Origin of the sequence: Serratia sp. szju, from assembly GCF_044594185.1 — a bacterium.
Taxonomy (GTDB): Bacteria; Pseudomonadota; Gammaproteobacteria; order Enterobacterales; family Enterobacteriaceae; genus Serratia; species Serratia bockelmannii.
On sequence record NZ_CP172576.1, the window covers coordinates 901,390 to 927,869 of the forward strand.

At 60.4% G+C, this 26,480-nt stretch carries 23 protein-coding genes and 3 tRNA genes; 9 read left to right on the forward strand and 17 right to left on the reverse strand.

The features are described 5' to 3' along the window. Window positions 1-123 precede the first annotated feature (123 nt). From RE418_RS04375 to nnr, 11 genes are all read right to left on the reverse strand, one after another. Window positions 124-1,422: an adenylosuccinate synthase gene (locus RE418_RS04375; protein ID WP_025305022.1), complete on the reverse strand. Its 1,299-nt coding sequence runs from the start codon at window positions 1,420-1,422 to the stop codon at window positions 124-126. Between the two features lie 98 nt (window positions 1,423-1,520). Then, window positions 1,521-1,721, reverse strand: coding sequence for a DUF2065 domain-containing protein (locus tag RE418_RS04380; protein WP_004933666.1), 201 nt, complete (start codon window positions 1,719-1,721; stop codon window positions 1,521-1,523). A gap of 63 nt (window positions 1,722-1,784) precedes the next feature. Then, window positions 1,785-2,789, reverse strand: coding sequence for a protease modulator HflC (hflC, locus tag RE418_RS04385; RefSeq protein ID WP_004933669.1), 1,005 nt, complete (start codon window positions 2,787-2,789; stop codon window positions 1,785-1,787). 3 nt (window positions 2,790-2,792) lie between these two features. Continuing rightward, window positions 2,793-4,043: an FtsH protease activity modulator HflK gene (gene hflK / locus RE418_RS04390; RefSeq protein ID WP_025305021.1), complete on the reverse strand. Its 1,251-nt coding sequence runs from the start codon at window positions 4,041-4,043 to the stop codon at window positions 2,793-2,795. 68 nt (window positions 4,044-4,111) lie between these two features. Beyond that, a complete protein-coding gene (gene hflX / locus RE418_RS04395; protein WP_004933675.1) occupies window positions 4,112-5,392 on the reverse strand; it encodes a ribosome rescue GTPase HflX in 1,281 nt (426 codons plus the stop codon). A gap of 98 nt (window positions 5,393-5,490) precedes the next feature. Beyond that, entirely contained in the window at window positions 5,491-5,799 is a 309-nt protein-coding gene (gene hfq, locus RE418_RS04400; RefSeq protein ID WP_004933678.1) for an RNA chaperone Hfq, read from the reverse strand. A 114-nt stretch (window positions 5,800-5,913) separates the two neighbouring features. Further along, window positions 5,914-6,855, reverse strand: a complete 942-nt coding sequence (gene miaA / locus RE418_RS04405) for a tRNA (adenosine(37)-N6)-dimethylallyltransferase MiaA (RefSeq protein ID WP_025305020.1) — start codon at window positions 6,853-6,855, stop codon at window positions 5,914-5,916. After that, window positions 6,848-8,731, reverse strand: a complete 1,884-nt coding sequence (gene mutL, locus RE418_RS04410) for a DNA mismatch repair endonuclease MutL (RefSeq protein WP_399675862.1) — start codon at window positions 8,729-8,731, stop codon at window positions 6,848-6,850. The genes miaA and mutL overlap by 8 nt, the downstream gene beginning before the upstream one ends. 22 nt (window positions 8,732-8,753) lie before the next feature. Continuing rightward, entirely contained in the window at window positions 8,754-10,565 is a 1,812-nt protein-coding gene (gene amiB, locus RE418_RS04415) for an N-acetylmuramoyl-L-alanine amidase AmiB (protein ID WP_089181564.1), read from the reverse strand. A 7-nt stretch (window positions 10,566-10,572) separates the two neighbouring features. Further along, a complete protein-coding gene (gene tsaE, locus RE418_RS04420; protein WP_025305017.1) occupies window positions 10,573-11,043 on the reverse strand; it encodes a tRNA (adenosine(37)-N6)-threonylcarbamoyltransferase complex ATPase subunit type 1 TsaE in 471 nt (156 codons plus the stop codon). A gap of 10 nt (window positions 11,044-11,053) precedes the next feature. Then, entirely contained in the window at window positions 11,054-12,568 is a 1,515-nt protein-coding gene (gene nnr / locus RE418_RS04425; RefSeq protein WP_213928277.1) for a bifunctional ADP-dependent NAD(P)H-hydrate dehydratase/NAD(P)H-hydrate epimerase, read from the reverse strand. Between nnr and queG the strand changes: the two genes are divergently transcribed. Continuing rightward, window positions 12,567-13,706, forward strand: coding sequence for a tRNA epoxyqueuosine(34) reductase QueG (gene queG / locus RE418_RS04430; protein WP_025305015.1), 1,140 nt, complete (start codon window positions 12,567-12,569; stop codon window positions 13,704-13,706). The two genes, nnr and queG, sit on opposite strands and share 2 nt — an antisense overlap. Window positions 13,707-14,017: 311 nt before the next feature. Here the strand turns inward: queG and RE418_RS04435 are convergent. From RE418_RS04435 to orn, 4 genes are all read right to left on the reverse strand, one after another. Then, a tRNA-Gly gene (locus RE418_RS04435) sits at window positions 14,018-14,093 on the reverse strand. Between the two features lie 54 nt (window positions 14,094-14,147). Further along, a tRNA-Gly gene (locus tag RE418_RS04440) sits at window positions 14,148-14,223 on the reverse strand. 66 nt (window positions 14,224-14,289) lie between these two features. Continuing rightward, window positions 14,290-14,365: transfer RNA gene (locus RE418_RS04445), tRNA-Gly, on the reverse strand. A gap of 192 nt (window positions 14,366-14,557) precedes the next feature. Continuing rightward, a complete protein-coding gene (orn, locus tag RE418_RS04450; protein ID WP_004929689.1) occupies window positions 14,558-15,103 on the reverse strand; it encodes an oligoribonuclease in 546 nt (181 codons plus the stop codon). 245 nt (window positions 15,104-15,348) lie between these two features. Here orn and rsgA point away from each other — a divergent pair, with 245 nt between their 5' ends. The 3 genes from rsgA (at window position 15,349) to mscM (ending at window position 20,729) form a co-directional block, all read left to right on the forward strand. Further along, window positions 15,349-16,398: a small ribosomal subunit biogenesis GTPase RsgA gene (gene rsgA, locus RE418_RS04455; protein WP_004929686.1), complete on the forward strand. Its 1,050-nt coding sequence runs from the start codon at window positions 15,349-15,351 to the stop codon at window positions 16,396-16,398. A gap of 76 nt (window positions 16,399-16,474) precedes the next feature. Beyond that, complete coding sequence (gene asd, locus RE418_RS04460) at window positions 16,475-17,368, forward strand: archaetidylserine decarboxylase (RefSeq protein ID WP_025305014.1); 894 nt, start codon at window positions 16,475-16,477, stop codon at window positions 17,366-17,368. Between the two features lie 13 nt (window positions 17,369-17,381). Continuing rightward, the gene (gene mscM / locus RE418_RS04465) at window positions 17,382-20,729 is read left to right on the forward strand and encodes a miniconductance mechanosensitive channel MscM (RefSeq protein WP_089181562.1); all 3,348 of its coding nucleotides are present in this window, start codon (window positions 17,382-17,384) and stop codon (window positions 20,727-20,729) included. A gap of 67 nt (window positions 20,730-20,796) precedes the next feature. On the opposite strand, the gene epmA is transcribed toward mscM, so the two are convergent. After that, a complete protein-coding gene (epmA, locus tag RE418_RS04470; protein WP_025305012.1) occupies window positions 20,797-21,774 on the reverse strand; it encodes an elongation factor P--(R)-beta-lysine ligase in 978 nt (325 codons plus the stop codon). A gap of 385 nt (window positions 21,775-22,159) precedes the next feature. On the opposite strand from epmA, the gene frdA reads away from it, so the two are divergent. From frdA to blc, 5 genes are all read left to right on the forward strand, one after another. Next, entirely contained in the window at window positions 22,160-23,956 is a 1,797-nt protein-coding gene (gene frdA, locus RE418_RS04475) for a fumarate reductase (quinol) flavoprotein subunit (RefSeq protein ID WP_049209616.1), read from the forward strand. Beyond that, window positions 23,949-24,683 (forward strand): succinate dehydrogenase/fumarate reductase iron-sulfur subunit, encoded by a 735-nt coding sequence (locus tag RE418_RS04480; RefSeq protein WP_004929676.1) that lies wholly within the window; start codon window positions 23,949-23,951, stop codon window positions 24,681-24,683. The genes frdA and RE418_RS04480 overlap by 8 nt, the downstream gene beginning before the upstream one ends. Window positions 24,684-24,697: 14 nt before the next feature. Next, window positions 24,698-25,090, forward strand: coding sequence for a fumarate reductase subunit FrdC (frdC, locus tag RE418_RS04485; RefSeq protein WP_025305010.1), 393 nt, complete (start codon window positions 24,698-24,700; stop codon window positions 25,088-25,090). Between the two features lie 12 nt (window positions 25,091-25,102). Beyond that, window positions 25,103-25,462, forward strand: coding sequence for a fumarate reductase subunit FrdD (gene frdD / locus RE418_RS04490; protein WP_089181561.1), 360 nt, complete (start codon window positions 25,103-25,105; stop codon window positions 25,460-25,462). Window positions 25,463-25,546: 84 nt separating this feature from the next. Beyond that, entirely contained in the window at window positions 25,547-26,080 is a 534-nt protein-coding gene (gene blc, locus RE418_RS04495; RefSeq protein ID WP_089181560.1) for an outer membrane lipoprotein Blc, read from the forward strand. Here blc and sugE read toward each other — a convergent pair. Further along, a complete protein-coding gene (gene sugE / locus RE418_RS04500) occupies window positions 26,074-26,391 on the reverse strand; it encodes a quaternary ammonium compound efflux SMR transporter SugE (RefSeq protein ID WP_004929669.1) in 318 nt (105 codons plus the stop codon). The two genes, blc and sugE, sit on opposite strands and share 7 nt — an antisense overlap. Between the last annotated feature and the right edge of the window lie 89 nt (window positions 26,392-26,480).

Below are 26,480 nucleotides of genomic sequence, written 5' to 3' on the forward strand. Positions count from 1 at the left end.
AGCGGATCCCGCGCCCTAAGGCGAGTTTATGAAAGGATTTTTTGACGTGAAACCGCAATCGGAGGGAGTCAGGATAAAAACAAACCGGGACGCGCCCGGTTTGTTTAATGCCGCAAAGCCTGATTATGCGTCGAACGGGTCGCGCAGGATCATGGTTTCGCTGCGGTCCGGGCCAGTAGAAATGATGTCTACCGGTACGCCGGTCACTTCTTCGATGCGCTTGATGTAGTTCAGCGCAGCCTGAGGCAACTTGCTGTGCTCTTTCACGCCAAAGGTCGTTTCGCTCCAGCCCGGCATGATTTCGTAGATAGGCTCGATGCCTTCCCAACCTTCAGCCGCCAGCGGAGTGGTGTCCACTTCGCGGCCGTCCGGCATGCGGTAGCCCACGCAGATCTTCACTTCTTTCAGGCCGTCCAGGACGTCCAGTTTGGTCAGGCAGAAGCCGGACAGGGAGTTGATCTGCACGGCACGACGCACCGCTACCGCGTCCAACCAGCCGGTACGACGACGGCGGCCGGTGGTGGCGCCGAACTCGTTACCCTGCTTGCACAGGTACTCACCGGTTTCATCGAACAGTTCGGTTGGGAACGGGCCGGCACCCACGCGAGTGGAGTAGGCTTTCACGATGCCCAGCACGTAGTCCACATAACGCGGGCCAATGCCGGAACCGGTAGCCACGCCGCCGGCGGTGGTGTTGGAAGAGGTCACGTACGGATAAGTACCGTGGTCGATATCCAGCAGGGTGCCCTGAGCGCCTTCGAACATGATCAGGTCGCCACGCTTGCGCGCGCCGTCCAGCAGTTCGGAAACGTCAACCACCATGGCGGTCAGGATGTCGGCGATAGACAGTACGTAGTCCAGCGTCGCCTGATAATCGACGGCTTCAACTTTGTAGTAGTTGACCAGCTGGAAGTTGTGGTAATCGACGATCTCTTTCAGCTTAACGGCGAAGGTTTCTTTATTGAACAGGTCGCTGACGCGCAGGCCGCGACGAGCCACTTTATCTTCGTAAGCCGGGCCAATGCCGCGACCGGTGGTGCCGATCGCTTTCGCGCCGCGCGCTTTCTCACGCGCGTTGTCCAACGCAACGTGGTAAGGCAGGATCAGCGGGCAAGCTTCAGAGAGTAACAGACGTTCGCGTACCGGGATGCCACGCGCTTCGAGTTCACCCATTTCTTTCATCAACGCGTCCGGCGCCAGAACAACACCGTTGCCGATGATGCTGGTGACGTTTTCACGCAGAATACCTGAAGGAATTAAATGAAGGACGGTTTTTTCACCGTTGATTACCAGAGTGTGGCCAGCGTTATGGCCACCTTGGTAGCGCACAACATATTGAGCCCGTTCAGTCAGCAGGTCTACAACCTTGCCTTTACCTTCGTCACCCCATTGGGTGCCCAGTACGACGACGTTCTTACCCATTTTTCAAAATCACCGATTGCTTAAAAATGGATTCTACCACCGTAATTTTCGATTTTCAGCACTTTTAGCATACGATTGCATAAATTTTGGGCTAGACTTTAAAGACCCGTGCGGCCGCTCAACATGTAGTAGATCACGCAGCCCGCAACCACTATTCCACCACCAAATCGCCGCAGCGTCGCGTCCGGCAGCTGCGACATCGCCACAATCATTTTGCGCCAGGCCTGCGGAAACAGCATCGGCCCTAACCCTTCCAGCACCAGGACCAGCCCGAGCGCCAGCCAAATCGTTGAGTTCATGCATCCCCCAAAAACGAGAAAGGGCCCGCGTAAACGGGCCCTCGGTCAGATTGCCTGCCGCGCTTATTTGCGCAGGGTATCAGGCGACTTCATGTAGCGGAAGAAATCGCTGTCCGGGCTCAGTACCAGCACGTCCTGGTTGTCCTTGAAGCTGGCTTCATAGGCACGCAGGCTGCGGATAAAGGCATAGAAGTCCGGATCCTGGCTGAACGCGTTGGCGAACAGTTTAGCCGCTTCGGCATCGCCTTCACCGCGGGTGATACGCGCCTGACGCTCGGCTTCCGCCAAGGTACGGGTCACTTCGTAGTCCGCGCTGGCGCGCAGTTTCTCAGCTTCTTCCTGGCCCTGCGAGCGCAGACGACGGGCTACCGCTTCACGCTCGGCGCGCATACGCTGGTAGATGGCGTCGGACACTTCGGCCGGCAGGTTGATCTGCTTGATACGTACGTCGATCACCTCGATGCCCAACGCCGCCATGCTGTTCGGGTTAACCTGCGGCTGTTTGCCGGTGGTTTCCCGTTCAACGCGCGCCGCCGCAGAGGCGATAGCGTCATCGGCTTCGGTGGTCGCCACTTCTTCGCCGTCACCCACGGTGCCGGTGTTCAGCGCGTCACGCACGTCAGACATCAGCTTGCCGCGCGAGTCGGTCACGATGTCTTTCACGTCCAGACGGCCGATTTCGGAACGCAGACGGTCGCTGAACTTGCGTTTCAGCAGCACTTCGGCCTGGGAGACGTCGCCGCCGCCGGTCGCCAGATAGTAGCGGCTGAAGTCGCTGATGCGCCACTTCAGATAGGAATCGACGATCAGGTCTTTCTTCTCGCTGGTCACGAAGCGATCGGCCTGGTTGTCCATGGTCTGAATACGCGCATCCAGGTTCTTCACGGTCTCAATGAACGGGATCTTGAGGTGCAGACCCGGCGCATACACCAGCGGCTTGTTTTCGCCGTCGCGCAGAACCTTGCCGAAGCGCAGCACGATGCCGCGCTGGCCTTCCTGCACCACGAACAGCGAAGCGTACAGCACCACCAGCACCGCGAGGACAATAACTACAAAAGACTTACGCATTGATTACTCTCTCCCTACGCGAGTGGTGTCGTCACGCTGCGCATTCGCCCGGCGCTGATCCATAATCGAACCGCCGCTGGTACGCGGAGCGCTGCTGTTGGCAGCCGGCGCAGGATTCGGATTGAGGCGAATCAGGCTGGTATCCTTGTTGCCGCTCTCCGTTGCCGCGCCTTGACCGCGCAGCATCTGATCCAGCGGCAGCACCATCAGGTTGTTGCCTTTGTCGCTCACCAACACCTTACGGGTATGGCCCAGCACTTTTTCCATGGTTTCGATATACAGACGCTCGCGAGTAATCTGCGGTGCGGACTTGTATTCCGGCAACAGCTTGGCAAAGCGCGCCACCTCACCCTGAGCTTCCAGGACGGTACGGTCTTTATAAGCCTTGGAGTCTTCCAGCAGACGCTGCGCCTGGCCGTTCGCACGCGGCTGAACTTCGTTGGCGTAAGCTTCCGCTTCACGGATGTATTGCTGCTCGTTCTCACGCGCAGCGATCGCATCGTCGAACGACGCCTTCACCTCTTCCGGTGGACGCGCCGCCTGGAAGTTGACGTCCAGCAACGTGATACCCATGTTGTAAGGACGAATAGTCTCTTCCAACATGCGCTGCGTATCGTTACGCACCACGGTACGGCCTTCGGTCAGGATGCGGTCCATCGAGTATTTGCCGATCACGCCGCGCAGGGCGCTGTCGGTCGCCTGGCTCAGGCTGTCGTCGGCATTGACGACGCTGAACAGGTACGCTTCCGGGTTGGTCACGCGGTACTGCACGTTCATTTCCACGCGCACCACGTTTTCATCGGAGGTCAGCATCACGCCGGACGCCGCCAGCTCGCGCACGGACTCCACGTTCACCGGACGCACGTCATCGATGAAGGTCGGCTTCCAGTTCAGGCCCGGCTGCACCAGGTGGCTGAACTTACCGAAACGCGTCACAACGCCGCGTTCGGCTTCCTTGATGGTGTAGAAGCCGCTGGCGGCCCAGATCACCACCACGGCAACCGCCGCGATACCGATAATGCGGCCGCTGAAGCCCGGACCAGAGGTGCCGGTACCGCCGCTATTGCTGTTGGAGCCTTTGCCCCCGCCGAAACCGCTCAATTTCTTGCTCAGTTTGCGGAAGATATCGTCCAAATCAGGTGGCCCTTGATCACGACCGCCTTTGTTGTTACCGCCAGAGTTGCCGCCATTATTATTGCTGCTCCCCCACGGGTCGCGGTCCTGTCCGTTATTACCGGGCTGATTCCACGCCATGTTTTAGCTCCATATTCTGTGATTGGGTACTTCAGGCTTTCGCGAAGCATAAATGTAACAGGATATGATCATACGATAAAGTCAATCAGGTCCTGTTCTTGCTTGCAGAGACGACGCCATTCGACGATCGGCATTCGCACCACCACGCCAATGCTGCCGTCCTCTTCGTTCCACTCTTTTTCAATCGCCTGAAGCTGGTAAAAACGGCTGCGAAGACGGCCTGCCCGTGGCGGTAAGCGCAATTCGTAATGCGCGATCTCCCCCGATAAGCGCTCCGTCAACGCCTGATACAGCAACGGAATACCCTCTCCGCTGGCGGCGGACAGCCACACCCGGATCGGCAGGTTTTCGTCGTTGCGGTCGATACGCGGCACAAAATCGTCCAGCATATCTATTTTGTTCATCACTAACAGTGTAGGAATTTCATCCGAGTCTATCTCCGCCAGCACGGTGTTCACCGCTTCGATGTTCTCATCGACGCGCGGATCTGCGGCATCGATGACGTGCAGTAGCAAAGACGCCTGGCGCGTTTCCTGCAGCGTCGCCTTGAAGGCGGCCACCAGATCGTGCGGCAGGTGCCGGATAAAGCCTACGGTATCCGCCAACACGGTATCCCCCACGTCCGGCACGTCAATGCGCCGCAACGTAGGATCCAGGGTGGCAAATAGCTGGTCCGCCGCATACACCTCGGCAGACGTTATTCGGTTAAACAGGGTGGATTTGCCGGCGTTGGTGTAGCCCACCAGCGATACGGTCGGCACATCGGCACGGGTCCGCGCGCGTCGGCCTTGTTCACGCTGCTTTTCTACCCGCTCCAGACGGCGCAGAATCAAGCTGATGCGATCGCGCAACAGGCGACGGTCGGTCTCAAGCTGGGTTTCCCCCGGCCCGCGCAGGCCAATCCCCCCTTTTTGCCGCTCCAGGTGCGTCCAACCGCGTACCAGACGCGTGGCGATGTGACGCAACTGCGCCAGCTCCACCTGCAGCTTACCTTCATGGGTGCGGGCACGCTGGGCGAAGATGTCTAAAATCAGCCCGGTGCGATCGATCACCCGGCATTCGCACAGGCGCTCGAGGTTTCTTTCCTGCGCCGGGGAAAGGGAATGATCAAACAGGACAACAGACGCGCCGCTGGCTTTCACCGCATCTGCAATTTCTTCGGCCTTTCCTTCGCCGACAAAGTACTTCGGATGCGGGGCTTTGCGGCTACCAGTCACCACTTGCAAAGCTTCGACACCGGCTGAGGAAACCAACGATTCGAACTCGTTGAGGTCTTCCGTATCTTTGTCTTGCGAGAAATAGATATGAACCAGTACGGCCTGCTCACCGGCTTCATAACGGTCAAACAAGCGTGCAACCTCTCAAACGGACACTCACCGTGAGTTTGGGGGACATAAACAGCCCGCGGCTGCTTATGCTCCCCGTCATGGTTGACTTGCAACGCGCTTTATTCAGCGTCATCGCTTTCCTGCTGCGGCTGTTGCTGCGCAGACGGATTGTTGCCATGGTGATAGTTGCTTGAACCGCCGCTCGGGTTGTTGCTGTGATGCGAAACCGGGCGTGACGGGACAACGGTAGAGATAGCGTGCTTGTACACCATCTGGCTAACCGTGTTCTTCAACAGGATGACAAACTGGTCAAAAGACTCAATCTGGCCTTGCAGCTTAATACCATTCACCAAATAAATAGAAACCGGAACACGTTCACGACGCAATGCGTTCAGGAACGGATCTTGCAAAGATTGCCCCTTAGCCATTCTATCTTTTCCTTATTTGCTTGTTGTTTGTAACTAAGAACCTGTCGGCTCTAAAATAAACGACGTAAAAAATTTGCGCGCTGAATACTCAGCAATTGTACACAATCACCCAACCTATGCACTAACAACCTGTGTCACCGAGTCCAAAGCCTCTCCCGGCTTTTCACTGTCCAACCAATGGACCGACTCCCAACCCCGTAACCAGGTCATCTGACGTTTAGCCAACTGACGTGTTGCGCAAATACCACGATAAACCATCTCATCGTAACTAATTTCACCAGACAAGTATGACCACATCTGGCGGTAACCGACACAGCGAATGGAGGGCAAGTCCGTATGCAAATCACCCCGTGCGAAAAGTGCACGCGCTTCCGTCTCAAAACCCGCCGCCAACATTTGATGGTACCGCAGCTCGATGCGTTGATGGATCAACTCACGGCTGGTCGGCGCTATCGCAAATTGGTGAACTTGATACGGTAACGATTCACCCGAAATTTGAGTCAGTTCCGTTAAAGTTTTACCCGAAATAAAAAAAACTTCCAGTGCTCTGGACAGTCTCTGCGGATCATTCGGATGAATTCTCACTGCCGCGACCGGATCGATCGCCTGCAACTGACGGTGCAGCGCCTCCCAGCCCTGCTCCGCCGCTTGGCGTTCGATGCGCTCGCGCACCGCGGGATCGGCGGAGGGCAGCGGCGACAATCCTTCCAGCAACGCCTTGAAATACAACATGGTGCCGCCGACCAGCAGCGGAATGCGCCCGGCGGCGGTGATATCGGCCATCTCCTTCAGCGCGTCGGCGCGGAACTCCGCGGCCGAGTAAGCTTCGGCGGGATCGCGAATATCGATCAGCCGATGCGGCGCCTGCGCCAATTCTTCGGCGCTCGGCTTGGCGGTGCCGATATCCATGCCGCGGTAAATCAGCGCGGAATCGACGCTGATCAGTTCCACCGGCAGGCGTTCGCGCAGCGCGATCGCCAGCGCGGTCTTGCCTGAGGCGGTCGGCCCCATGATGAAAATAGCCGGGGGACGTGGTGTCATTTCAGTGTTAGTCATGCTTGAGGGCCGCCAGTGCGGCCTGTAAATCAACGGGTTGTAAAAGTCCGCTCGGTGGCGATTTGACCAGCTGTGGGCAAAGTCGTTCAACGTCGGTCAGCAATTGTATCGCTTGCGAGGTGTTCCACTGTTCATGTTCGCTGCCAAGACGGCGAGCGAGCCAGGTGGCCAGCACCGCGGGCGACATCTCCTGATGTTCGGCCAGATAGCCTAACAGTTCGGGTATCAGTTTTTGTAAATTTTGTTGGCGTAATGGTAAAGGCACTGCGCGCAGCGTCACACGGCCGTGATCCGTCTGCAGATCCAGCCCCATCATCGTCAGCAGCGCCTGATGCCGTGCAATGGCCGCCGCTTCGTTCTTATCCAACGTTAGCTTGATCGGTATCAGCAGCGGTTGCGGCCGCAGCCCTTCCGTCGGCGGATTGAGCTGCGCCTGGCGCAGCCAGCGTTCGGCCACCGTCAGATTGAGCAACGCCGGCTGCTGGCGCTGTTCAATCAGCGCGTAGCACGGCGGATGGATCATCAGCACCCGGCCAAAGCTGTGTTGTCCGCTCGCCAACGGCGTTTCCACGGCGGCTTTCGCCGGCGGGAACAGCGGCGGCTTGCTCGAAACTTCCGGCGTCGCATCGGCCGGTGGCTCGGTGGCGGGCTGCATCAGTTTGCCGTACAGCTCGCCTTCGCGTTTCTGGTAACCGCCCGCCGTTTGCCAACCGGACTGCGGCGCGCGCTCGCGGACGGCGCCGGCCGATGACGGCGTTTCGCGACGCAGCGCCGGCTGAGAAAAATGGTTGCCGCCGGCGGCGACGCGGTTTTCCTGCTGCCAGACCGGCGCGGGCGCTTCGTCGGGCGTTTCCGCCAGCGGCAGCGACGGTGTCTGACCGGCCTGTTGCAGCACGGTGGTCACCGCCTGGTAGATAAAATCGTGTACCAGCCGCGCCTGATGGAAACGCACCTCGTGCTTGGCGGGATGAACGTTGACGTCCACCTGGTGCGGGTCGACTTCCAGATACAGCACGTAAGCGGGCTGCTGATCGTCTTTTAGCTGATCCTGATAGGCCTGACGAATCGCGTGATTGATCAAGCGATCGCGCATCATGCGGCAATTGACGTAGCAGTATTGCATCTCACCCAGCTGGCGCGCCCCCGCCGGATCCGCCACCCAGCCGCGGATGCTCAGATCGCCGTGTTGCCAGTCGATGTTCAGCGCATGCTGTAAAAACGCCGGGCCGCAGATGCTGCCCAAACGGCGTTCGTGCTGGCTCTCTTCTTTCGCCGCCCGGTATTGGCGGATCAGTTTGCCGTTGTGGCTAAGGTTGATCGCCACATCGAAACGCGCCAGCGCGATGCGCCGCACCACTTCATCGATATGGCCGAATTCGGTTTTCTCGGTACGCATGAACTTGCGGCGCGCCGGCGTGTTGTAAAACAAATCCAGCACTTCCAGCGTACTGCCGACCGGGTGCGCGGCGGGTTTGACCGTCACCGCCTGCTCGCGCCCTTCGGCATAGGCTTGCCACGCCTCGCTTTGTTCGGCGGTGCGCGACGTCAGGGTCAAACGGGAAACCGAGCTGATACTGGCCAGCGCTTCGCCGCGAAAACCGAGGCTGACGATCGCTTCCAGGTCATCGAGCGTGCTGATTTTACTGGTAGCGTGCCGCGCCAGCGCCAGCGCCAAATCGTCCTTGCCGATGCCGCAGCCGTTATCGCGAATGCGGATCAGCTTGGCACCGCCGCGTTCGATATCGATATCGATGCGCGTCGCACCGGCGTCCAGACTGTTTTCCACCAGCTCTTTGACGACCGACGCGGGGCGTTCAACCACCTCTCCGGCGGCGATCTGGTTGGCGAGCTGTGGCGGTAACACCTGGATAGGCATGCTGACTCCTGTAGCGGTGGCGCTAGGCCTGCGGAATGGTCAGCGTCCGGTCCAGCGGCGCGACGTCCGACTTCAGATTATTGACCCGTTTCAGATCGCCGACGCTGACCCCATAACGAGAAGCGATAGAGGACAGCGTGTCCCCGCGGGCCACTTTATGTTTAGACGGCTTCTTCGCCGGCGTTTTCGCCTTGGCGACGGCGGTGACGGCGGCGGTTTTCCCCGCCGGCACCTTCAGACGTTGCCCGACCCACACGCCGTCTTTTTTCAGTTTGTTCAGATCCCGCAGCGCCGCCATGGTCGTGCCGTAGCTGTCGGCGATGCCGGACAGCGTCTCCGCCCGTTTCACCACATGGATCTGAGTCTTGCCGCTTACGCTGCGGCTCGCGCCGGCCGAGCTCACGATAGGCTCCGGCTGGCGCACGTCTGGTGTTGAGGTGTTAACCGCCGCTGCGACGTCCAGCGGTCGGTTTTCCACCTTTGGGTCGGCTTGCAGCGGATGCGCCAGGAAGTAGCTGCGCAGGCCGTTATGAATGGCCTTGGCAATCTTCTCCTGATACGCGCTACTGCCCAGCAGCCGCTCCTCCGTGCTATTACTGATAAATCCGGTTTCCACCAGCAGCGAGGGAATATCCGGCGAACGCAATACACCCAGGCTGGCGTGTTCCGGCCGGCGTTTATGCAACGATCCGACGCTCTGCAGCTGCTGCAGCACCTTCACCGCCACATCGTACCCGACGCGCTGCGAGTGGCCGAACTGCAGGTCCAGCACCGCCTGGCTCAGATAAGGATCGGCCTGGCTGTTGGCCAGCAAATCGCCGGCGCCGCCGAGCAACTCAGACTGCTTCTCATGCTGTTCGAGCCAGCCGGCCATTTCGCTGTTGGCGCGGCGATTGGACAGCACCCAGACGGAAGCCCCGCTGGCGCTGCGGTTCGGCGCGGCGTCGGCGTGGATGGAGACCAGCACGTTGGCACCCTGTTTACGCGCAACGTCGGAACGCCCCATGACCGAGATGAAATAGTCGCCGTTACGCGTCAGCACCGGTTTGAACTGCGGATCGGCGTCCAGCATCGCCTGCAGGCGGCGCGCGATGGCGATGGTGACGTTCTTTTCTTTCAGTCCGCTCGGGCCAATGGCGCCCGGATCCTGGCCGCCGTGGCCGGCGTCGATCGCTACCACCACCCGATCGCCGGAACCGGCGGAAACGCGGCTACTGCGCGGCGTCACCTCGGTGGCGGTGCCTGCAACCACGGTCTGTTTATTGGTAAACGGATTCGATCCCGTCGGCGCTTTGCGCAGCGGCGGCTCCGGCGCTTCACGCACCGCCACCGGCGCCTGGCGCGGTGGCTGGCTGACCGTGACGGGCGCCTGACGCGGCGGTGGATTGACCGCAACCGGCGCTTTACGCACTACGGTATTGGCACTGCCTTCGGCCGTGATAGTGAACACTACGGTGTGCATGCCGCCGTTCTGGCGGGTGGCGACGCGGGTTTTGGCGCGCTGAGTCAGATCAAACACCAAACGCACGCTCTGAGCGTCTTTCGGCGCGCTGGAGCGAATGCTCTTCACCAGGTTTTGGCCGCTGAAATTGAGCGGCAGGCCGCCGACCTTGCCTTTCTGGTTGACGTCAAGCACCACGCGCTCCGGGCCGTGCAGCGGGAAAAACGCGTAGTCCGGCGGACCATTGAAGCTCACCGACACCGTCGCTTCGCGTTGGGCGTTGGACACTTTGATATCGGACAGCGAGGACGCCGCCAGCGCGTTCAACGCGCCGAGCGGCCCCAGCACGGCGATCAGCATGATGACCGCAAATTTTTTCAACACATGCGTCATTGCAGCATCATCCCTGTGATCCATGAATGCGGTCTAACAGCTGGCTGCCGTATGCGGAAATCGCCTCGATCTTCGCCTCTCGCCCCTCGCCCTGATAGCTGAGGTGCAGCGCCAGATCCGGCTCCGGCAGCACGCCAGTGCCCTGCTGCGGCCATTCGACCAGGCAGATGGCGTCTTGCGCGAAGTAATCGCGAATGCCCATAAATTCAAGCTCTTCCGGATCGGCCAGGCGATACAGATCGAAGTGATACACCGCCAGCGGCTGCAAGGCATAGGGTTCCACCAGCGTGTAGGTTGGGCTTTTGACGTTGCCCTGATGCCCCAACGCCTGCAGGAAACCACGGCTGAAGGTGGTTTTACCGGCGCCCAGGTCGCCGTAGAGATAGATGACGCTGGCGCGATCGCAGGCCTTGGCCAAAGTGGTGCCCAAAGCGACAGTCGCTGCCTCGTCCGGCAGAGGTAAAACGAGTTCTTTCATTCGATAAAGTCTATTTTGCCCACTCAGGGTTAACGAAATGAAGGATGTCCGGCAGTAAATCGGTCGCCAACATGCCTCTTGTTCCTTGTCTTTCCGCTACGCGATCGCCGGCCGCGCCGTGTACGACGCAGCCCGCACAGGCGGCATCATACAGCGAGAGCTTTTGCGCCAGCAAACCGCCGATGATGCCCGACAGCACATCGCCCATGCCGCCGGAGGCCATGCCGGCGTTGCCGACGTCGGCGATCGCCATCTGCCCCTGCTCATCGGCGATCAGCGTACCGGCGCCTTTTAGCACCGCCACGCCGCCGTAGCGTGCCGTCAGCTTACGCACGGCAAGTAAGCGATCACTCTCGATGTCGACAGTGCTGCAGCTCAACAGCCGCGCAGCCTCTCCAGGATGCGGAGTCATCACGCGATTCTGCCGTTTCTCGGGATTTAATGCCAGCAAGTTCAGCGCATCGGCGTCCCACAAGGCCGGTTTATCGCTGGTTTGCAGCACGTTCAAGGCATTTTTGCCCCACTCAGCCTGGCCAAGCCCCGGACCGATCACCAGCACATCCGCCCATTGCATCGCCTGCCGAAGCGTCGCCTCGTCCAGCGCCTGCGCCATCAGCTCCGGCCGGGCCGCCAGCAGCGGCGCGACGTGCTCAATGTGAGTAAGCACTCGCACCAACCCAGCCCCGCTGCGCAGCGCCGCTTCCGCCGCCATGCGAATGGCGCCGCCGAATCCGCGGTCGCCGCCCACCAGCAGCAGACGGCCATGCTCGCCCTTATGGGCGCAGGGGCGCCGCGGATGCAGCCAGTGCGGCAACGCCTCGGCGGTAAGCCGCTGAATCTGTTCCGGTTGCTTCGCCAGCCAATCCGATAAGCCTAGCGTATTCTGATGAAGTTGCCCGACCCAGTCGCGCGCCTGCCCGGTCAGCAAACCCGGCTTGAGGCCAATGAACGTGATGGTGTGCGCGGCACGCACGACCGGACCCGGCGTCGCGCCACTTTCCGCCAGCAGGCCGGACGGGATATCGAGCGCCACCACCGGCGCCGAATGGCGGTTGACGGCCTCGATCAGCGCGTCGTAGGGCGCACGCGGCGCGCTGCCGAGGCCTGTGCCTAGCAGGCCATCAATGATGAGCGAAACAGACGCCGGCCAGCGGCTGTTCGCCGGCAGAATGTCGCCGCCGGCAGCCAGCCAGGCCTCGCGGGCCGCTGCGGCCTCCGGCGGCAAAGGGCGTGCGCCTTCGCAGGCGATCACCGTCACCTGCACGCCCGCCGCCTTCGCCAAACGCGCCACCACATAGCCGTCGCCGCCGTTGTTGCCGTGGCCACAGAGCACCAGCCAGTGGTTGCAGGAGGGATAAGTGTCGCGCGCCAGTACGTAGGCCGCCTGACCGGCGCGCAGCATTAAATCGTAAAGAGAAAGACCGAGCGAGGCCGCCGCCGCAGGTTCCGAACGACGGATCCAATCCGCAGGCCAGACAGAGTGTGGTAAACTGTCAGCGTATGCTTTTTCACTGTGGCCCGTCATGACGCACCCCCTCGATCTCCATCAACTCGCCCAACATATCAAGCAATGGGGGCAATCGCTAGGATTCCAGCAGGTTGGCATCTGCGATACCGATCTCAGCCTGGAAGAGCCGAAGCTGCAGGCCTGGCTCGACAAACAGTACCACGGCGAGATGGAGTGGATGGCGCGCCACGGCATGCTGCGCGCACGCCCTCACGAGCTGTTGCCGGGCACGCTGCGGGTGATCAGCGTGCGCATGAACTACCTGCCGGCCAAGGCGGCGTTCGCCAGCACCCTGCAGAACCCGCAATTGGGCTACGTCAGCCGCTATGCGCTGGGGCGCGATTATCACAAGCTGTTGCGCCAGCGTCTGAAAAAGCTGGGCGATCAGATCCAGGAATACTGCGGCGAGTTGAATTTTCGCCCCTTTGTCGATTCTGCGCCGGTGATGGAGCGCGCGCTGGCCGCCAAAGCGGGCATTGGCTGGGTTGGTAAACACTCACTAATTCTCAACCGTGAAGCCGGGTCGTGGTTTTTCCTCGGCGAACTGCTGATCGACCTGCCATTGCCGGTGGATCAGCCGCAGGAAGAGCAGTGCGGCCGCTGCGTTGCCTGCATCACCACCTGCCCGACCGGGGCCATCGTCGCGCCCTACACCGTCGATGCCCGGCGCTGCATCTCCTACCTAACCATCGAGCTGGAAGGCGCGATCCCGGAAGAATTCCGTCCGCTGCTCGGCAACCGCATCTACGGCTGCGACGACTGCCAGCTGATTTGCCCGTGGAACCGCTTTTCTCAGCTCACCGACGAAGACGATTTCAGCCCCCGCGCCGCGCTGCATGCGCCGCAGCTGCTCGATCTGTTCAACTGGACGGAAGAAAAATTCCTGCGCATCACCGAAGGCTCGGCGATACGCCGCATCGGCCACCTGCGCTGGCTGCGCAATATCGCCGTGGCGCTGGGCAATGCGCCCTACGAAGACAGCATCGTGCTCGCACTGCGCACGCGTTTGGGCCAAGACGCCATGCTGGATGAACATATCCACTGGGCGCTGGCGCAACAGCTCGCTCGCCGCGAAGCGCAGGGTATCGAGGTGCAGACGGCGCAGAAAAAGCGGCTGATACGGGCTGTGGAAAAAGGTTTGCCAAGGGATGCCTGACGGCGTACGCCATTCAGGCGTATCGCCGGAAGACTCACTCTGTGGATTTGTGCATAAAAATAAAAACACGTTGTCTTTCAACTGCAACAAAAAGAGCAAGTGATCGGCATAACGTTTTGGGATAAATAAATAAGCATATAAATCAAATAGATAAATATTTAATTTGTATGACGTTGATTTTTCAGGCAGGCGAGTTTATGTACAGAGGCTGTGGATAACTCTGTTTACAACATTTTTACCAGGCGTGTAAAACGGGACAAAAACCCGCGCCGGATAAGGCGTTGGATTTGAGTTTGAAACGAAGAGAAAATTGGAGCGGGAAACGAGACTCGAACTCGCGACCCCGACCTTGGCAAGGTCGTGCTCTACCAACTGAGCTATTCCCGCATTGAGATGCTTTTGGCATCCGGCCACCAAACACTGGCGTGACCTTTGAATTTTTGGAGCGGGAAACGAGGCTCGAACTCGCGACCTCAACCTTGGCAAGGTTGCGCTCTACCAACTGAGCTATTCCCGCGTCGCATAGGTACTGCTTGATACTGCTTTATTTATTCATCATGCCGCATCGCGACATTGTTGAATTTGGAGCGGGAAACGAGACTCGAACTCGCGACCCCGACCTTGGCAAGGTCGTGCTCTACCAACTGAGCTATTCCCGCCCGGCGTATCGATGGTGGAACGTTACGAAATTCTTCATCGGTACGGGGTGCGCATTATACGAGAAATCCTTTTTGTCGCAAGCCCCTGAAAGCAAAAAAACGCGATTTTTGTTTGATTGCCGATTAAAGCGCCAGATTGGCGAATTAAGCGGCTAAAAACGGCGTTTTTTCCCCGCAGAGGCCGTCATCGCCTTAAAGCTGAATGAAATGTTCGCGGTAATAAGCCAGTTCGGCCACCGATTCGCGGATGTCATCCAGCGCCTGATGGGTGCCCTGCTTCTTAAAGCCGCCGAGAATTTCAGGCTTCCAACGGCGCGCCAGCTCCTTCAGCGTGCTGACGTCCAGATAGCGGTAATGGAAGTAGGCCTCTAGCTCCGGCATATAACGGAACAAGAAACGGCGATCCTGGCCCACGCTGTTGCCGCAGATCGGCGATTTGCCGGCCGGTACCCACTGCTGCAGGAAGGCTATCGTTTCCAGCTCAGCGGCGCGATCGTCCTGACGGCTGGCTTTCACCCGCTCCACCAGCCCGCTGCCGGTATGGGTGCGCACGTTCCACTCGTCCATCAAGGCCAACTGCTCGTCGGATTGGTGCACGGCGATCACCGGCCCTTCCGCCAGGATGTTCAGGTTGGCGTCGGTGACCAGCGTGGCGATCTCGATAATGCGGTCACGCTCGGGATCCAGCCCGGTCATCTCCAAATCGATCCAAATCAGGTTATTTTCGTTTCCTGTCATGATGTTTCCTGCCTAAAAGCCGAGAGAAAAACGCTGTGAGGACGAGACGACGGGCGCCGCCGGTGGCAACGCGCCGCAGCCGGCGGCTAACAACGGTTATTTAATATAAAATAGCGTGTATCATAGTCTTTTTGGTCGCCATCGGCGACATATACCCTGACGGGTTCAAGGCTGCGCCCGGGGCTAGTCCCTCGCCGCAGCTGTGCGTATACGTAAAGGTATAAAACCGATTCAAGTGAGGCGCAGTGAGTAAGAACAAACTGTCCAAAGGTCAGCAACGCCGCGTGCAGGCGAACCATCAGCGCCGTCTGAAACGCGCTGATAACAAACCGGAACCGGATGATTCCCAGCTGGGCGAGCCGCAGGAAGGCGTCGTCATCAGCCGTTTCGGCATGCACGCCGACGTTGAGGCGCCGGATGGCACTCAGCACCGCTGCAATATCCGCCGCACGCTGCGTTCGCTGGTCACCGGCGATCGCGTGGTGTGGCGCCCCGGCCTGGGCACCCATGAAGGGGTAAAAGGCATTGTGGAAGCGGTACACGAGCGCACCTCGGTGCTGACGCGCCCGGACTTCTACGACGGCGTGAAACCGATCGCCGCCAATATCAATCAGATCGTCATCGTGTCGGCGATCCTGCCCGAGCTGTCGCTGAACATCATCGACCGCTATCTGGTGGCCTGCGAAACGCTCGAAGTCGAGCCGCTGATCGTGCTCAACAAAATTGACCTGCTGGACGCCGAAGCGCGCAAGCTGGTCGACGGCATGATGGATATCTATCGCAAGATTGGCTACCGGGTGCTGGAAGTCTCCAGCCAGACGCGGGAAGGCATGGCGGAATTCGAACAGGCGCTCGCCGGGCGCATCAGCATCTTCGCCGGCCAGTCGGGAGTCGGCAAGTCCAGCCTGCTGAACGCGCTGCTGCCGCCGTCTGAAGAGCAAATTCTGGTAAATCAGGTTTCCGACGTCTCGGGCCTCGGGCAACATACCACCACCGCCGCGCGGCTGTACCATTTCCAGCACGGTGGCGACGTGATCGACTCCCCGGGGGTGCGCGAGTTTGGCCTGTGGCACCTGGAGCCGGAACAAATCACCCGCGGCTTTGTCGAATTCCGTGATTATTTAGGCGGTTGCAAATTCCGCGACTGCCGCCACGATACCGATCCCGGCTGCGCCATCCGCGCGGCGATGGAGAAAGGCGATATCGCGGAAGAGCGTTTCGACAACTATCACCGCATTCTGGAAAGCATGGCTCAGGTGAAGGTTCGCAAGAACTTCACGGACGCCGCAGACTGACACTGACGGGCGAGCATTGACGACGGCGAGGCCCTCGTTACAATGCGCGCCCTTTACCCTGATTCACGAGGTTAACGTGCTGGATAGCATCAAGATTAAACTGCAATATTGGCTACCGAAGCTGGCGCTGACCCGCCTGGCGGGCTGGGGCGCCGACAAACAGGCAGGCTGGCTGACCCAACTGGTGGTCAAAACCTTCGCCCGCTACTACCGCGTGGACATGCAGGAAGCGCAAAACCCGGACCTGACGTCTTACGCCACCTTCAACGACTTCTTCGTGCGCCCGCTGCGCGATGGCGCGCGCCCGATCATCGCCGACGCCAACTGGCTGGCGCTGCCTGCCGATGGCGCCATCAGCCAGCTCGGCCCGATCCGCGAGGATCAAATCTTCCAGGCCAAAGGCCACCACTACAGCCTGGAAGCACTGCTGGCCGGCAACTACCTGTTGGCCGAGCCGTTCCGCAACGGCCTGTTCGCCACTACCTACCTGGCACCGCGCGACTATCACCGCGTACACATGCCGTGCGCCGGCGTACTGCGCGAAATGATCTATGTGCCGGGCGATCTGTTCTCGGTCAACCCGCTCACCGCCGCCAACGTGCCTAACCTGTTCGCTCGCAACGAGCGCGTGATCTGCGTATTCGACACTGACATCGGGCCGATGGTGCAAATCCTGGTCGGCGCCACCATCGTCGGCAGCATCGAAACCATCTGGGCCGGCACCGTCACGCCGCCGCGCGAAGGCATCATCAAACGCTGGACCTACCCGGCCGCCGGCGAAGAAGGCGCCATCGCGCTGGAAAAAGGCGCCGAGATGGGCCGTTTCAAACTCGGCTCCACGGTGATCAACCTGTTTACCGCAGGCAGCGTGCAGTTTGCGCCGCAGCTGCATAACGGCACCGTCACCCGCATGGGTGAGGCCTTCGCCGAAATCCCGGCCGCCGCTGAAACACCACAGACCCCGCTCTAAAGGAATCGACGCCGTGCGCCTGATCATCACGCTTTTGCTCGGTTGCCTGCTGTGGCAACCGGCGCTGGCCGCCCCCGTGCCGACCGAGAACCAGCTCAAACAGGAGCTGAAGCAGGCGGAAAGCAGCAAAAACGCCCCGAATCAGGCGGAAACCACCGAGGCGCTGCAAAGCGCCCTCAACTGGCTGACGGAGCGTAAAGAGTCGCAGACTCGCTCCGAGCAGTATCAGAGGGTGATCGACGATTTCCCTAAGATGACGCAGGAGCTGCGCCGTCAGCTGGTGCTGGAAAGCAACAAGATCCTGCCGAACGGCGACGATCTGCCGGCCGCCGAGCTGGAACAGCAGATCCTGCAAACCAGCAGCCTGCTGCTGGAACAGGCGCGCCTGCTGCAGCAAGAGCAGGATCGCACGCGGGAAATCAGCGATTCGCTCGGCCAGCTGCCGCAGCAGCAGACCGACGCCCGCCGCGCGCTGACCGAAGTGCAGCGCCGTCTGCAGGCGCAGCCCGCCAACCCGACCACCCCGTACGCGCAGGCCGCCCTGGCCCTGCTGCAGACCGAAGCCGCGGCGCGCAAAGCCAAAGTGGACGAGCTGGAGCTGGCGCAGCTGTCGGCCAACAACCGTCAGGAGCTGGCGCGCATGCGCGCCGAGGTCTATAAAAAGCGCCACGAGAAAATAGACATTCAGCTGCAGGCGCTGCGCAACAACCTCAACGCCCAGCGCCAACGCGAAGCGGAACTGGCGCTGGAAAAAACCGAGCAGCTGGCCGAGCAGAACGGCGATTTGCCAAAAAGCCTCAGCCAACAGCTGCAGATCAACCGCGAACTGTCCGCCGCGCTGAACAGCCAGGCGCAGCGCATGGATCTGATTTCATCGCAGCAGCGGCAGGCGGCGGCGCAGACGCTGCAGGTGCGCCAGGCGCTGAGCACCATCATCGAACAGGCCCAGTGGCTCGGCTCGTCGTCGGCGTTAGGGGAAACCCTGCGCGCCCAGGTGGCAACGCTGCCGGAAATGCCCAAGCCGCAACAGCTGGACGGCGACATGGCCCAGCTGCGCGTGCAGCGCCTGCAGTTTGAAAATCAACTGGAAAAACTGTCGCAGCGCGAATTCAAACGCGACGACGGCAGCGCGCTGACCAACCAAGAGCAGCGCATCGTCGATGCTCAGCTGCGCACCCAGCGCGAACTGCTCAACTCGTTGCTGTCCGGTTGCGACACCCAAATCCTCGAGCTGACCAAGCTGAAGGTGGCCAACACCCAGCTGATCGAAGCGTTGAACGAGATCCGCGACGCCACCCACCGCTATCTGTTCTGGGTGCCGGACGTTAATCCGATCAACTTTTCCTACCCGCTCAACGTGGCGCACGATCTGACCCGCGTCCTGTCGCTGGACACGCTGTCGCAGCTCGGCGGCGCCTTCATGATGATGGTGACCAGCCGCGAAACGCTGATCCCGATCTTCGGCGCCCTGCTGCTGGTGATTTTCAGCATCAGTTCGCGCAAGCACTATCACGCCTTCCTCGAGCGCGCCAGCAGCCGCGTCGGCAAGGTGACGCAGGACGAATTCTTCCTGACGGTGCGCACCGTATTCTGGTCGATTCTGGTGGCGATGCCGCTGCCAGTGCTGTGGGCCGCGCTCGGTTACGGCCTGCAGAGCGCCTGGAACTACCCGGTGGCGGAAGCGATCGGCAAAGGGGTGACCGCCACGCTGCCGATCCTGTGGATCTGCATGATCTGCGCCGCCTTCGCCCACCCTCAGGGGCTGTTCATCGTGCACTTCCGCTGGCCGGCGAAGCAGGTTTCGCGCGCCATGCGCTACTACAAGATGTCGATCTGGCTGATCGTGCCGCTGATCATGGCGCTGATCACTTTCGATAGCCTGAAAGAACGCGAGTTCGCCAACACGCTGGGACGGCTGTGCTTCATCCTGCTGTGTCTGGCGCTGGCGCTGGTCACCCACAGCCTGAAGCGCGCCGGTATCCCGCTGTATCTGGATAAAAACGGCTCCGGCGACAACATGCTCAACAGCGCCTTCTGGGGGCTGCTGCTGTCGGCGCCGCTATTGGCAGCACTGGCCTCGACCGTCGGTTACCTCACCACCGCGCAGGCGCTGTTGGCGCGCCTGGAAACCTCGGTAGCGATCTGGTTCCTGCTGCTGGTCATCTACCACATCATCCGCCGCTGGATGCTGATCCAACGGCGGCGCATCGCCTTCGATCGCGCCAAACAGCGCCGCGCCGACATCCTGGCCCAGCGCGCCCGCGGCGAAGACGAAACCTCGCACACCCCGAACAGCACTGAAGGCGCCATCGATCCGGACGATTCGGACTTCGATCTGGACACCATCAGCGCCCAGTCGCTGCGGCTGGTGCGCTCGATCCTGACGCTGATCGCACTGGTGTCGGTGATCGTGCTGTGGTCGGAGATCCACTCCGCGTTCGCCTTCCTGGAAAACATCTCGCTGTGGGACGTGACCTCGACGGTGAACGGCGTGGAAACCGCCCATCCAATCACTCTCGGCGCGGTTCTGATCGCCATTCTGGTGTTGATCATCACCATGCAGCTGGTGCGCAACCTGCCGGCGCTGCTGGAGTTGGCAGTGCTGCAGCACCTGGATCTGACGCCGGGCACCGGCTACGCCATTACCACCATCACCAAGTACCTGTTGCTGGTGTTCGGCGCGGTGCTCAGCTTCGCCTGGATCGGCATCGAATGGTCGAAACTGCAGTGGGTGGTTACCGCGCTCAGTCTGGGGTTGGGCTTCGGCATGCAGGAGATCTTCTCCAACTTCATCTCCGGCCTGATCATCCTGTTCGAGAAACCGATCCGCATCGGCGACACCGTGACGATCCGCAACCTGACCGGTACCGTCACCAAGATCAACACCCGCGCCACCACCATCTCGGACTGGGACCGCAAAGAGATCATCGTGCCGAACAAAGCCTTCATCACCGAACAGTTCGTCAACTGGTCGCTGTCCGACACCCTGACCCGTGTAGTGCTGACCGTACCGGCGCCGGGCGAAGCCAACAGCGAAGAAGTGACCAAGATCCTGATGAACGCCGCCGAGCGCTGCTCGCTGGTGCTGGATAACCCGGCGCCGGAGGTTTACCTGGTCGATCTGCAACAGGGCATCCAGATCTTCGAGATGCGTATTTACGCCGCCGAGATGGGCCACCGTATGCCGCTGCGTCACGAGATCCACCAGTTGATCTTGGCGGGCTACCGCGAGCACGGCATCACGCTGCCGTACCCGCCGTTCCAGGTGCGCACCGAGACGCTGTCGCGGTTGACCAACAACGGCCGTACGCCGCCGTCCACGCCGGCGCCGAACACCAAGCGCGACGCCGGGGGGCTGTAAGCGTTTCTCGCGATAAAAAAAGGGCCGGCAAATGCCGGCCTTTTTTGCTTTTCTTACCGCCTGAAACTCAGGCGATCCCGACTGGGAAGGCTAATACTTCGCTCAGGCTCTCGGCGCCCAGCGCCAGCATCACCAGGCGATCCACGCCCAGCGCCACGCCGGAGCATTCCGGCATGCCGTGCTGCAACGCCGCCAACAGGTTGTAGTCGATCGGCTGCTGCGGCAGGCCGCGCTCCGCACGTTTGCGGTTGTCCTGCTCGAAGCGCTGCTGTTGTTCACGGCCGTCGGTCAGCTCGCGGAAACCGTTCGCCAGCTCAATGCCCTTGAAATACACCTCGAAACGCTCCGCCACGCGGTGGTCTTCGGTGCTGATCTCCGCCAGCGCCGCCTGGCTGGCCGGGAAGTGGTACACGAACGCCGGTTTTTCACGGCCGATATGCGGCTCCACGCCCACGGTGAACAGCAGCTGCAACAACGTATCACGGTCTTCTTCGGTATCGGCGATGTTGCTCAGATCGAGTTTGGCTGCCGCTTCACGCAGCTGCGCCTTCTCCGCCGACAGCGGATCGATGTCCAGATGGCGCAGGAACGCCTGCTGATAGGACAGGGTCTCCGCGCTCTCGCAGTCCAGCACCTGTTGCAGCAGATCGTCCACCTCGTTCATCAGGCGGTACATGTCGTAGTGCGGACGGTACCACTCCAGCATGGTGAATTCCGGGTTGTGATGCCGCCCGGCTTCTTCATTGCGGAAGCTGCGCCCCATTTGGTAGATCGGGCCGCTGCCCGCCGCCAACAGGCGCTTCATGTGATATTCCGGGCTGGTCATCATGTATAGCGTCAGGCCCTCTGCCGCCCCCGGCCCGACGAAACGCGTCTCGAACGGGAACAGGTGAACGTCGGTGACCGTCGCCTGGCTCATGGTGGGCGTCTCAACTTCCAGCACGCCACGATCGGCGAAGAAACGCCGGATCTCAGCCAGAATCGCTGCGCGTTTCAACAAATTGGCGATGGGTGCACTAGGCTGCCAGCTTGCCGTTTCGCTCATGGTAATTAACTCCGAAATCAAACAGGGGATGCAGTCTACTCGCATCCTTGCAGCCAAACAAATTCTTCACGATGCACAACCGTCCATAACGCCAATTTCCGATAAATGGGCGACAAAAGCGCGTTAAAAAGGGTAAAGCAGGCCAAACGCGCAAAAAAACAGGCAAGCCTGTTGGTCGAGCGTTAATCGACAAAACAATCGATCACATCAAATTTCGACTACTTAACTTTAGGTATAGTTAATTCCCCATTATTGGTGGGAGATATCTATCCTTAACCTTTAAGCAACATTAATCGGTTCAATTAGTTAGCACCCGAAGAGTTCGCTAAATTTTAAGCATAGATATTTAACTTGCCGTTCTTAACAAGAACATTGGAGGAATGCAGTGCAAACCTTTAACGCCGATCTTGCCATTATTGGGGCCGGGGGCGCTGGTTTACGTGCAGCAATAGCCGCAGCGGAAGCCAATCCCCAACTGAAAATCGCGCTGATCTCTAAGGTCTATCCGATGCGCAGCCACACGGTCGCCGCCGAGGGGGGCTCCGCCGCCGTCACCCAGGATCACGATACCTTCGACTACCACTTCAACGACACCGTCGCCGGCGGCGACTGGTTGTGCGAGCAGGACGTGGTCGATCACTTCGTGCATCAGTGCCCGCGCGAGATGACCCAGCTCGAGCAGTGGGGCTGCCCGTGGAGCCGCAAACCGGACGGGTCGGTCAACGTGCGGCGCTTCGGCGGCATGAAGATCGAACGCACCTGGTTCGCCGCCGACAAGACCGGCTTCCACATGCTGCACACCCTGTTCCAGACCTCGCTGAAATACCCGCAGATCCAACGCTTCGACGAGCACTTCGTGCTGGATATCCTGGTGGATGACGGCCAGGCGCGTGGTCTGGTGGCGCTCAACATGATGGAAGGCACCCGCGTGCAGATCCGCGCCAACGCGGTGGTGATGGCCACCGGCGGCGCCGGGCGCGTCTACCGCTACAACACCAACGGCGGCATCGTTACCGGCGACGGTATGGGCATGGCGTTCCACCACGGCGTACCGCTGCGCGACATGGAGTTCGTGCAGTATCATCCGACCGGCCTGCCCGGTTCCGGCATCCTGATGACCGAGGGCTGTCGCGGCGAAGGTGGCATCCTGGTGAACAAAGACGGCTACCGTTACCTGCAAGACTACGGCATGGGCCCGGAAACCCCGCTGGGCGAGCCGAAGAACAAATACATGGAGCTGGGCCCGCGCGATAAAGTGTCCCAGGCCTTCTGGCATGAATGGCGCGCCGGCCGCACCATCGCCACCCCGCGCGGCGACGTGGTCTACCTCGATCTGCGCCACCTGGGCGAGAAAAAGCTGCTGGAGCGGCTGCCGTTCATCTGCGAACTGGCCAAGGCCTACGTCGGCGTCGATCCGGTGAAAGATCCGATCCCGGTGCGCCCTACCGCGCACTACACTATGGGCGGCATTGAAACCGACCAGAACTGTGAAACCCGCATCAAGGGGCTGTTCGCGGTCGGCGAGTGCTCCTCCGTCGGCCTGCACGGCGCCAACCGCCTCGGCTCCAACTCGCTGGCGGAACTGGTAGTGTTCGGCCGCGTCGCCGGTGAACACGCCGCGCGCCGCGCGCTCGAGACCGCGCCGGCCAACGGCAGCGCGCTGGATGCGCAAACCCGCGACGTCGAAACCCGCCTGAGCAACCTGATGAAGCAGGAAGGCAACGAAAACTGGGCGAAGATCCGCGACGAAATGGGGCTGTCGATGGAAGAAGGCTGCGGCATCTACCGCACGCCGGAGCTGATGCAAAAAACCATCGATAAGCTGGCCGAGCTGAAAGAGCGTTTCAAGCGCGTCAACATCACCGACAACACCAGCGTCTTCAATACCGATCTGCTGTACACCATCGAGCTGGGCTATGGCCTGGACGTCGCCGAATGCATGGCGCACTCCGCGTTTAACCGCAAAGAGTCGCGCGGCGCCCACCAGCGCCTGGACGAAGGCTGCACCGAGCGTGACGACGTCAACTTCCTCAAGCATACGCTGGCGTTCCATAACCCGCAGGGCGCGCCGCGTCTCGAATACAGCGACGTGAAAATTACCAAGCTGCCGCCGGCCAAACGCGTCTACGGCGCAGAAGCCGAAGCGCAGGAGAAAAAGAATAAGGAGCAGGCAAATGGCTGAGATGCAAACCCTGAAGATCGACGTCATGCGCTATAACCCGGAAAGCGACGCCGAGCCGCATTTCGTCACTTACGCCGTGCCTTACGACGAACAGACCTCGTTGCTCGATGCACTGGGCTACATCAAGGATAACCTGGCGCCGGACCTCTCCTACCGCTGGTCTTGCCGCATGGCGATCTGCGGCTCCTGCGGCATGATGGTCAACCGCGTGCCGAAGTTGGCGTGCAAAACCTTCCTGCGCGACTACGTCGGCGGCATGAAGGTTGAAGCGCTGGGCAACTTCCCGATCGAGCGCGATCTGGTGGTCGACATGACCCACTTCATCGAAAGCCTGGAGGCGATCAAACCGTACATCATCGGCAACGATCGCAAACCGGAGGATGGCCCAAACGTGCAGACGCCGGCGCAGATGGCCAAATACCACCAGTTCTCCGGCTGCATCAACTGCGGCCTGTGCTACGCGGCATGCCCGCAGTTCGGCCTCAACCCCGAGTTTATCGGCCCGGCGGCGATCACGCTGGCGCACCGTTATAACCTGGACAACCGCGACCACGGCAAGAAACAGCGCATGCCGCAGCTCAACGGCCAAAACGGCGTCTGGAGCTGCACCTTCGTCGGCTATTGCTCCGAAGTCTGTCCGAAACACGTCGATCCCGCCGCCGCTATCCAGCAAGGCAAGGTGGAGAGCGCCAAGGACTTCATGATCGCCATGCTGAAGCCGCAATAAGGGAGAAAATTGCCATGACAACTCAACGTAAGCCCTATGTGCGCACCATGACGCCCACCTGGTGGCAAAAGCTCGGCTTCTACCGTTTCTACATGCTGCGCGAAGGCACCTCGGTGCTGGCGGTCTGGTTCAGCATCGTGCTGCTCTACGGCGTGTTCGCGCTGAAGGGCGGCGCCGAGAGCTGGGCCGGCTTCGTCGGTTTCTTGCAGAATCCGCTGGTGCTGTTAATCAACGTCGTCGCATTGCTGGCGGCGGCGCTGCACACCAAAACCTGGTTCGATCTGGCGCCGAAGGCCGCCAATATTGTGGTCAACAGCGAGAAAATGGGACCGGGCCCCATCGTGAAAGGGCTGTGGGCCGTCACGATCGTCGTCAGCGTGGTCATCCTGGCCGTGGCCCTGTTCTAATCCGGAGGAAACATGATAAATCAAGCACCTAAACGCTCCGATGAGCCAGTTTTCTGGGGATTTTTCGGCGCTGGCGGCATGTGGGGCGCGATCGTCGCGCCGGCTATCGTGCTGCTGGTCGGCATTCTGCTGCCGCTGGGGCTGTTCCCCGGTGAAGCGCTGGGTTACGAGCGCGTGCTGGCGTTCTGCCAGAGCCTGATCGGCCGCCTGTTCCTGCTGCTGATGATCATTCTGCCGCTGTGGTGCGGCCTGCACCGCATCCACCATGCGATGCACGATCTGAAGATCCACGTGCCGGCCGGCAAGTGGGTGTTCTACGGTCTGGCGGCAATCCTCAGCGTCGTCACCGTCATCGGCGTCGTCACTCTGTAAACCGCTCGGGTGGCCAACGCCCGTTGGCCGCCCTTTTCTCATCGGCTACACTGTCTACTCGCCCCCGGTAAACAGGAGTCACCGATGCGTTTATGGTCAAAGCTTTGCGTCATGCTTTCCGCCCTGCTCTCCGTCGCCTGCAGCGTCTCCCCGCCTAAAGACATCAAGGTCGTGACCCCCTTTGACAGCCAGCGCTATCTCGGTACCTGGTATGAGATCGCTCGTCTGGATCATCGTTTTGAACGCGGTTTGCAGCAGGTGACCGCCCATTACAGCCCGCGCGCCGACGGCGGGCTGAAAGTCATCAATCGCGGCTTCAATGCGCAAAAACAGCAATGGCAAGAAAGCGAAGGCAAAGCCTACTTTATCGGTTCACCCCAGGTCGCGGCGCTGAAAGTGTCGTTCTTCGGCCCCTTCTACAGCGGCTATAACGTGATTGCCCTGGACCCGGCGTATCGCTACGCGCTGGTTTGCGGCCCTAACCGCGACTATCTGTGGATCCTGTCGCGCACGCCGACGCTTGACGCCAGCGTACGCGACAGCTTATTGCAGACGGCCAAAGGCTACGGTTTCGCCACCGACAAGCTGATCTGGGTGCAACAGTCCGCCGATCAGTGACTGCTGAACTTCAGCCCGAGTATGCCGACCACGATCAGGCACAGGCTGATGATGCGCGCAATATTGGTCGATTCACCCAACAGCACCATGCCCATGATGGCTGCACCCACCGCGCCGATGCCGGTCCACACCGCATAGGCGGTGCCGGCGGGCAGCGTTTTCATGGCGTTGGCCAACAGCAACATGCTGACCACCATCGCAGCGATGGTGATGATGCTCGGCGTCAGCCGGGTAAAACCGTGGGTGTATTTCAGACCGATAGCCCAAACCACTTCGAGCAAACCGGCGATAAGCAGAATAATCCAGGCCATGAGACGGCCTCCCTACCACTGGGGTCGTCCCCGATAAAATGACGCGTAAACGGGTCGTCCCGTTTAGCGAGGTGACGCATGACGGGTAA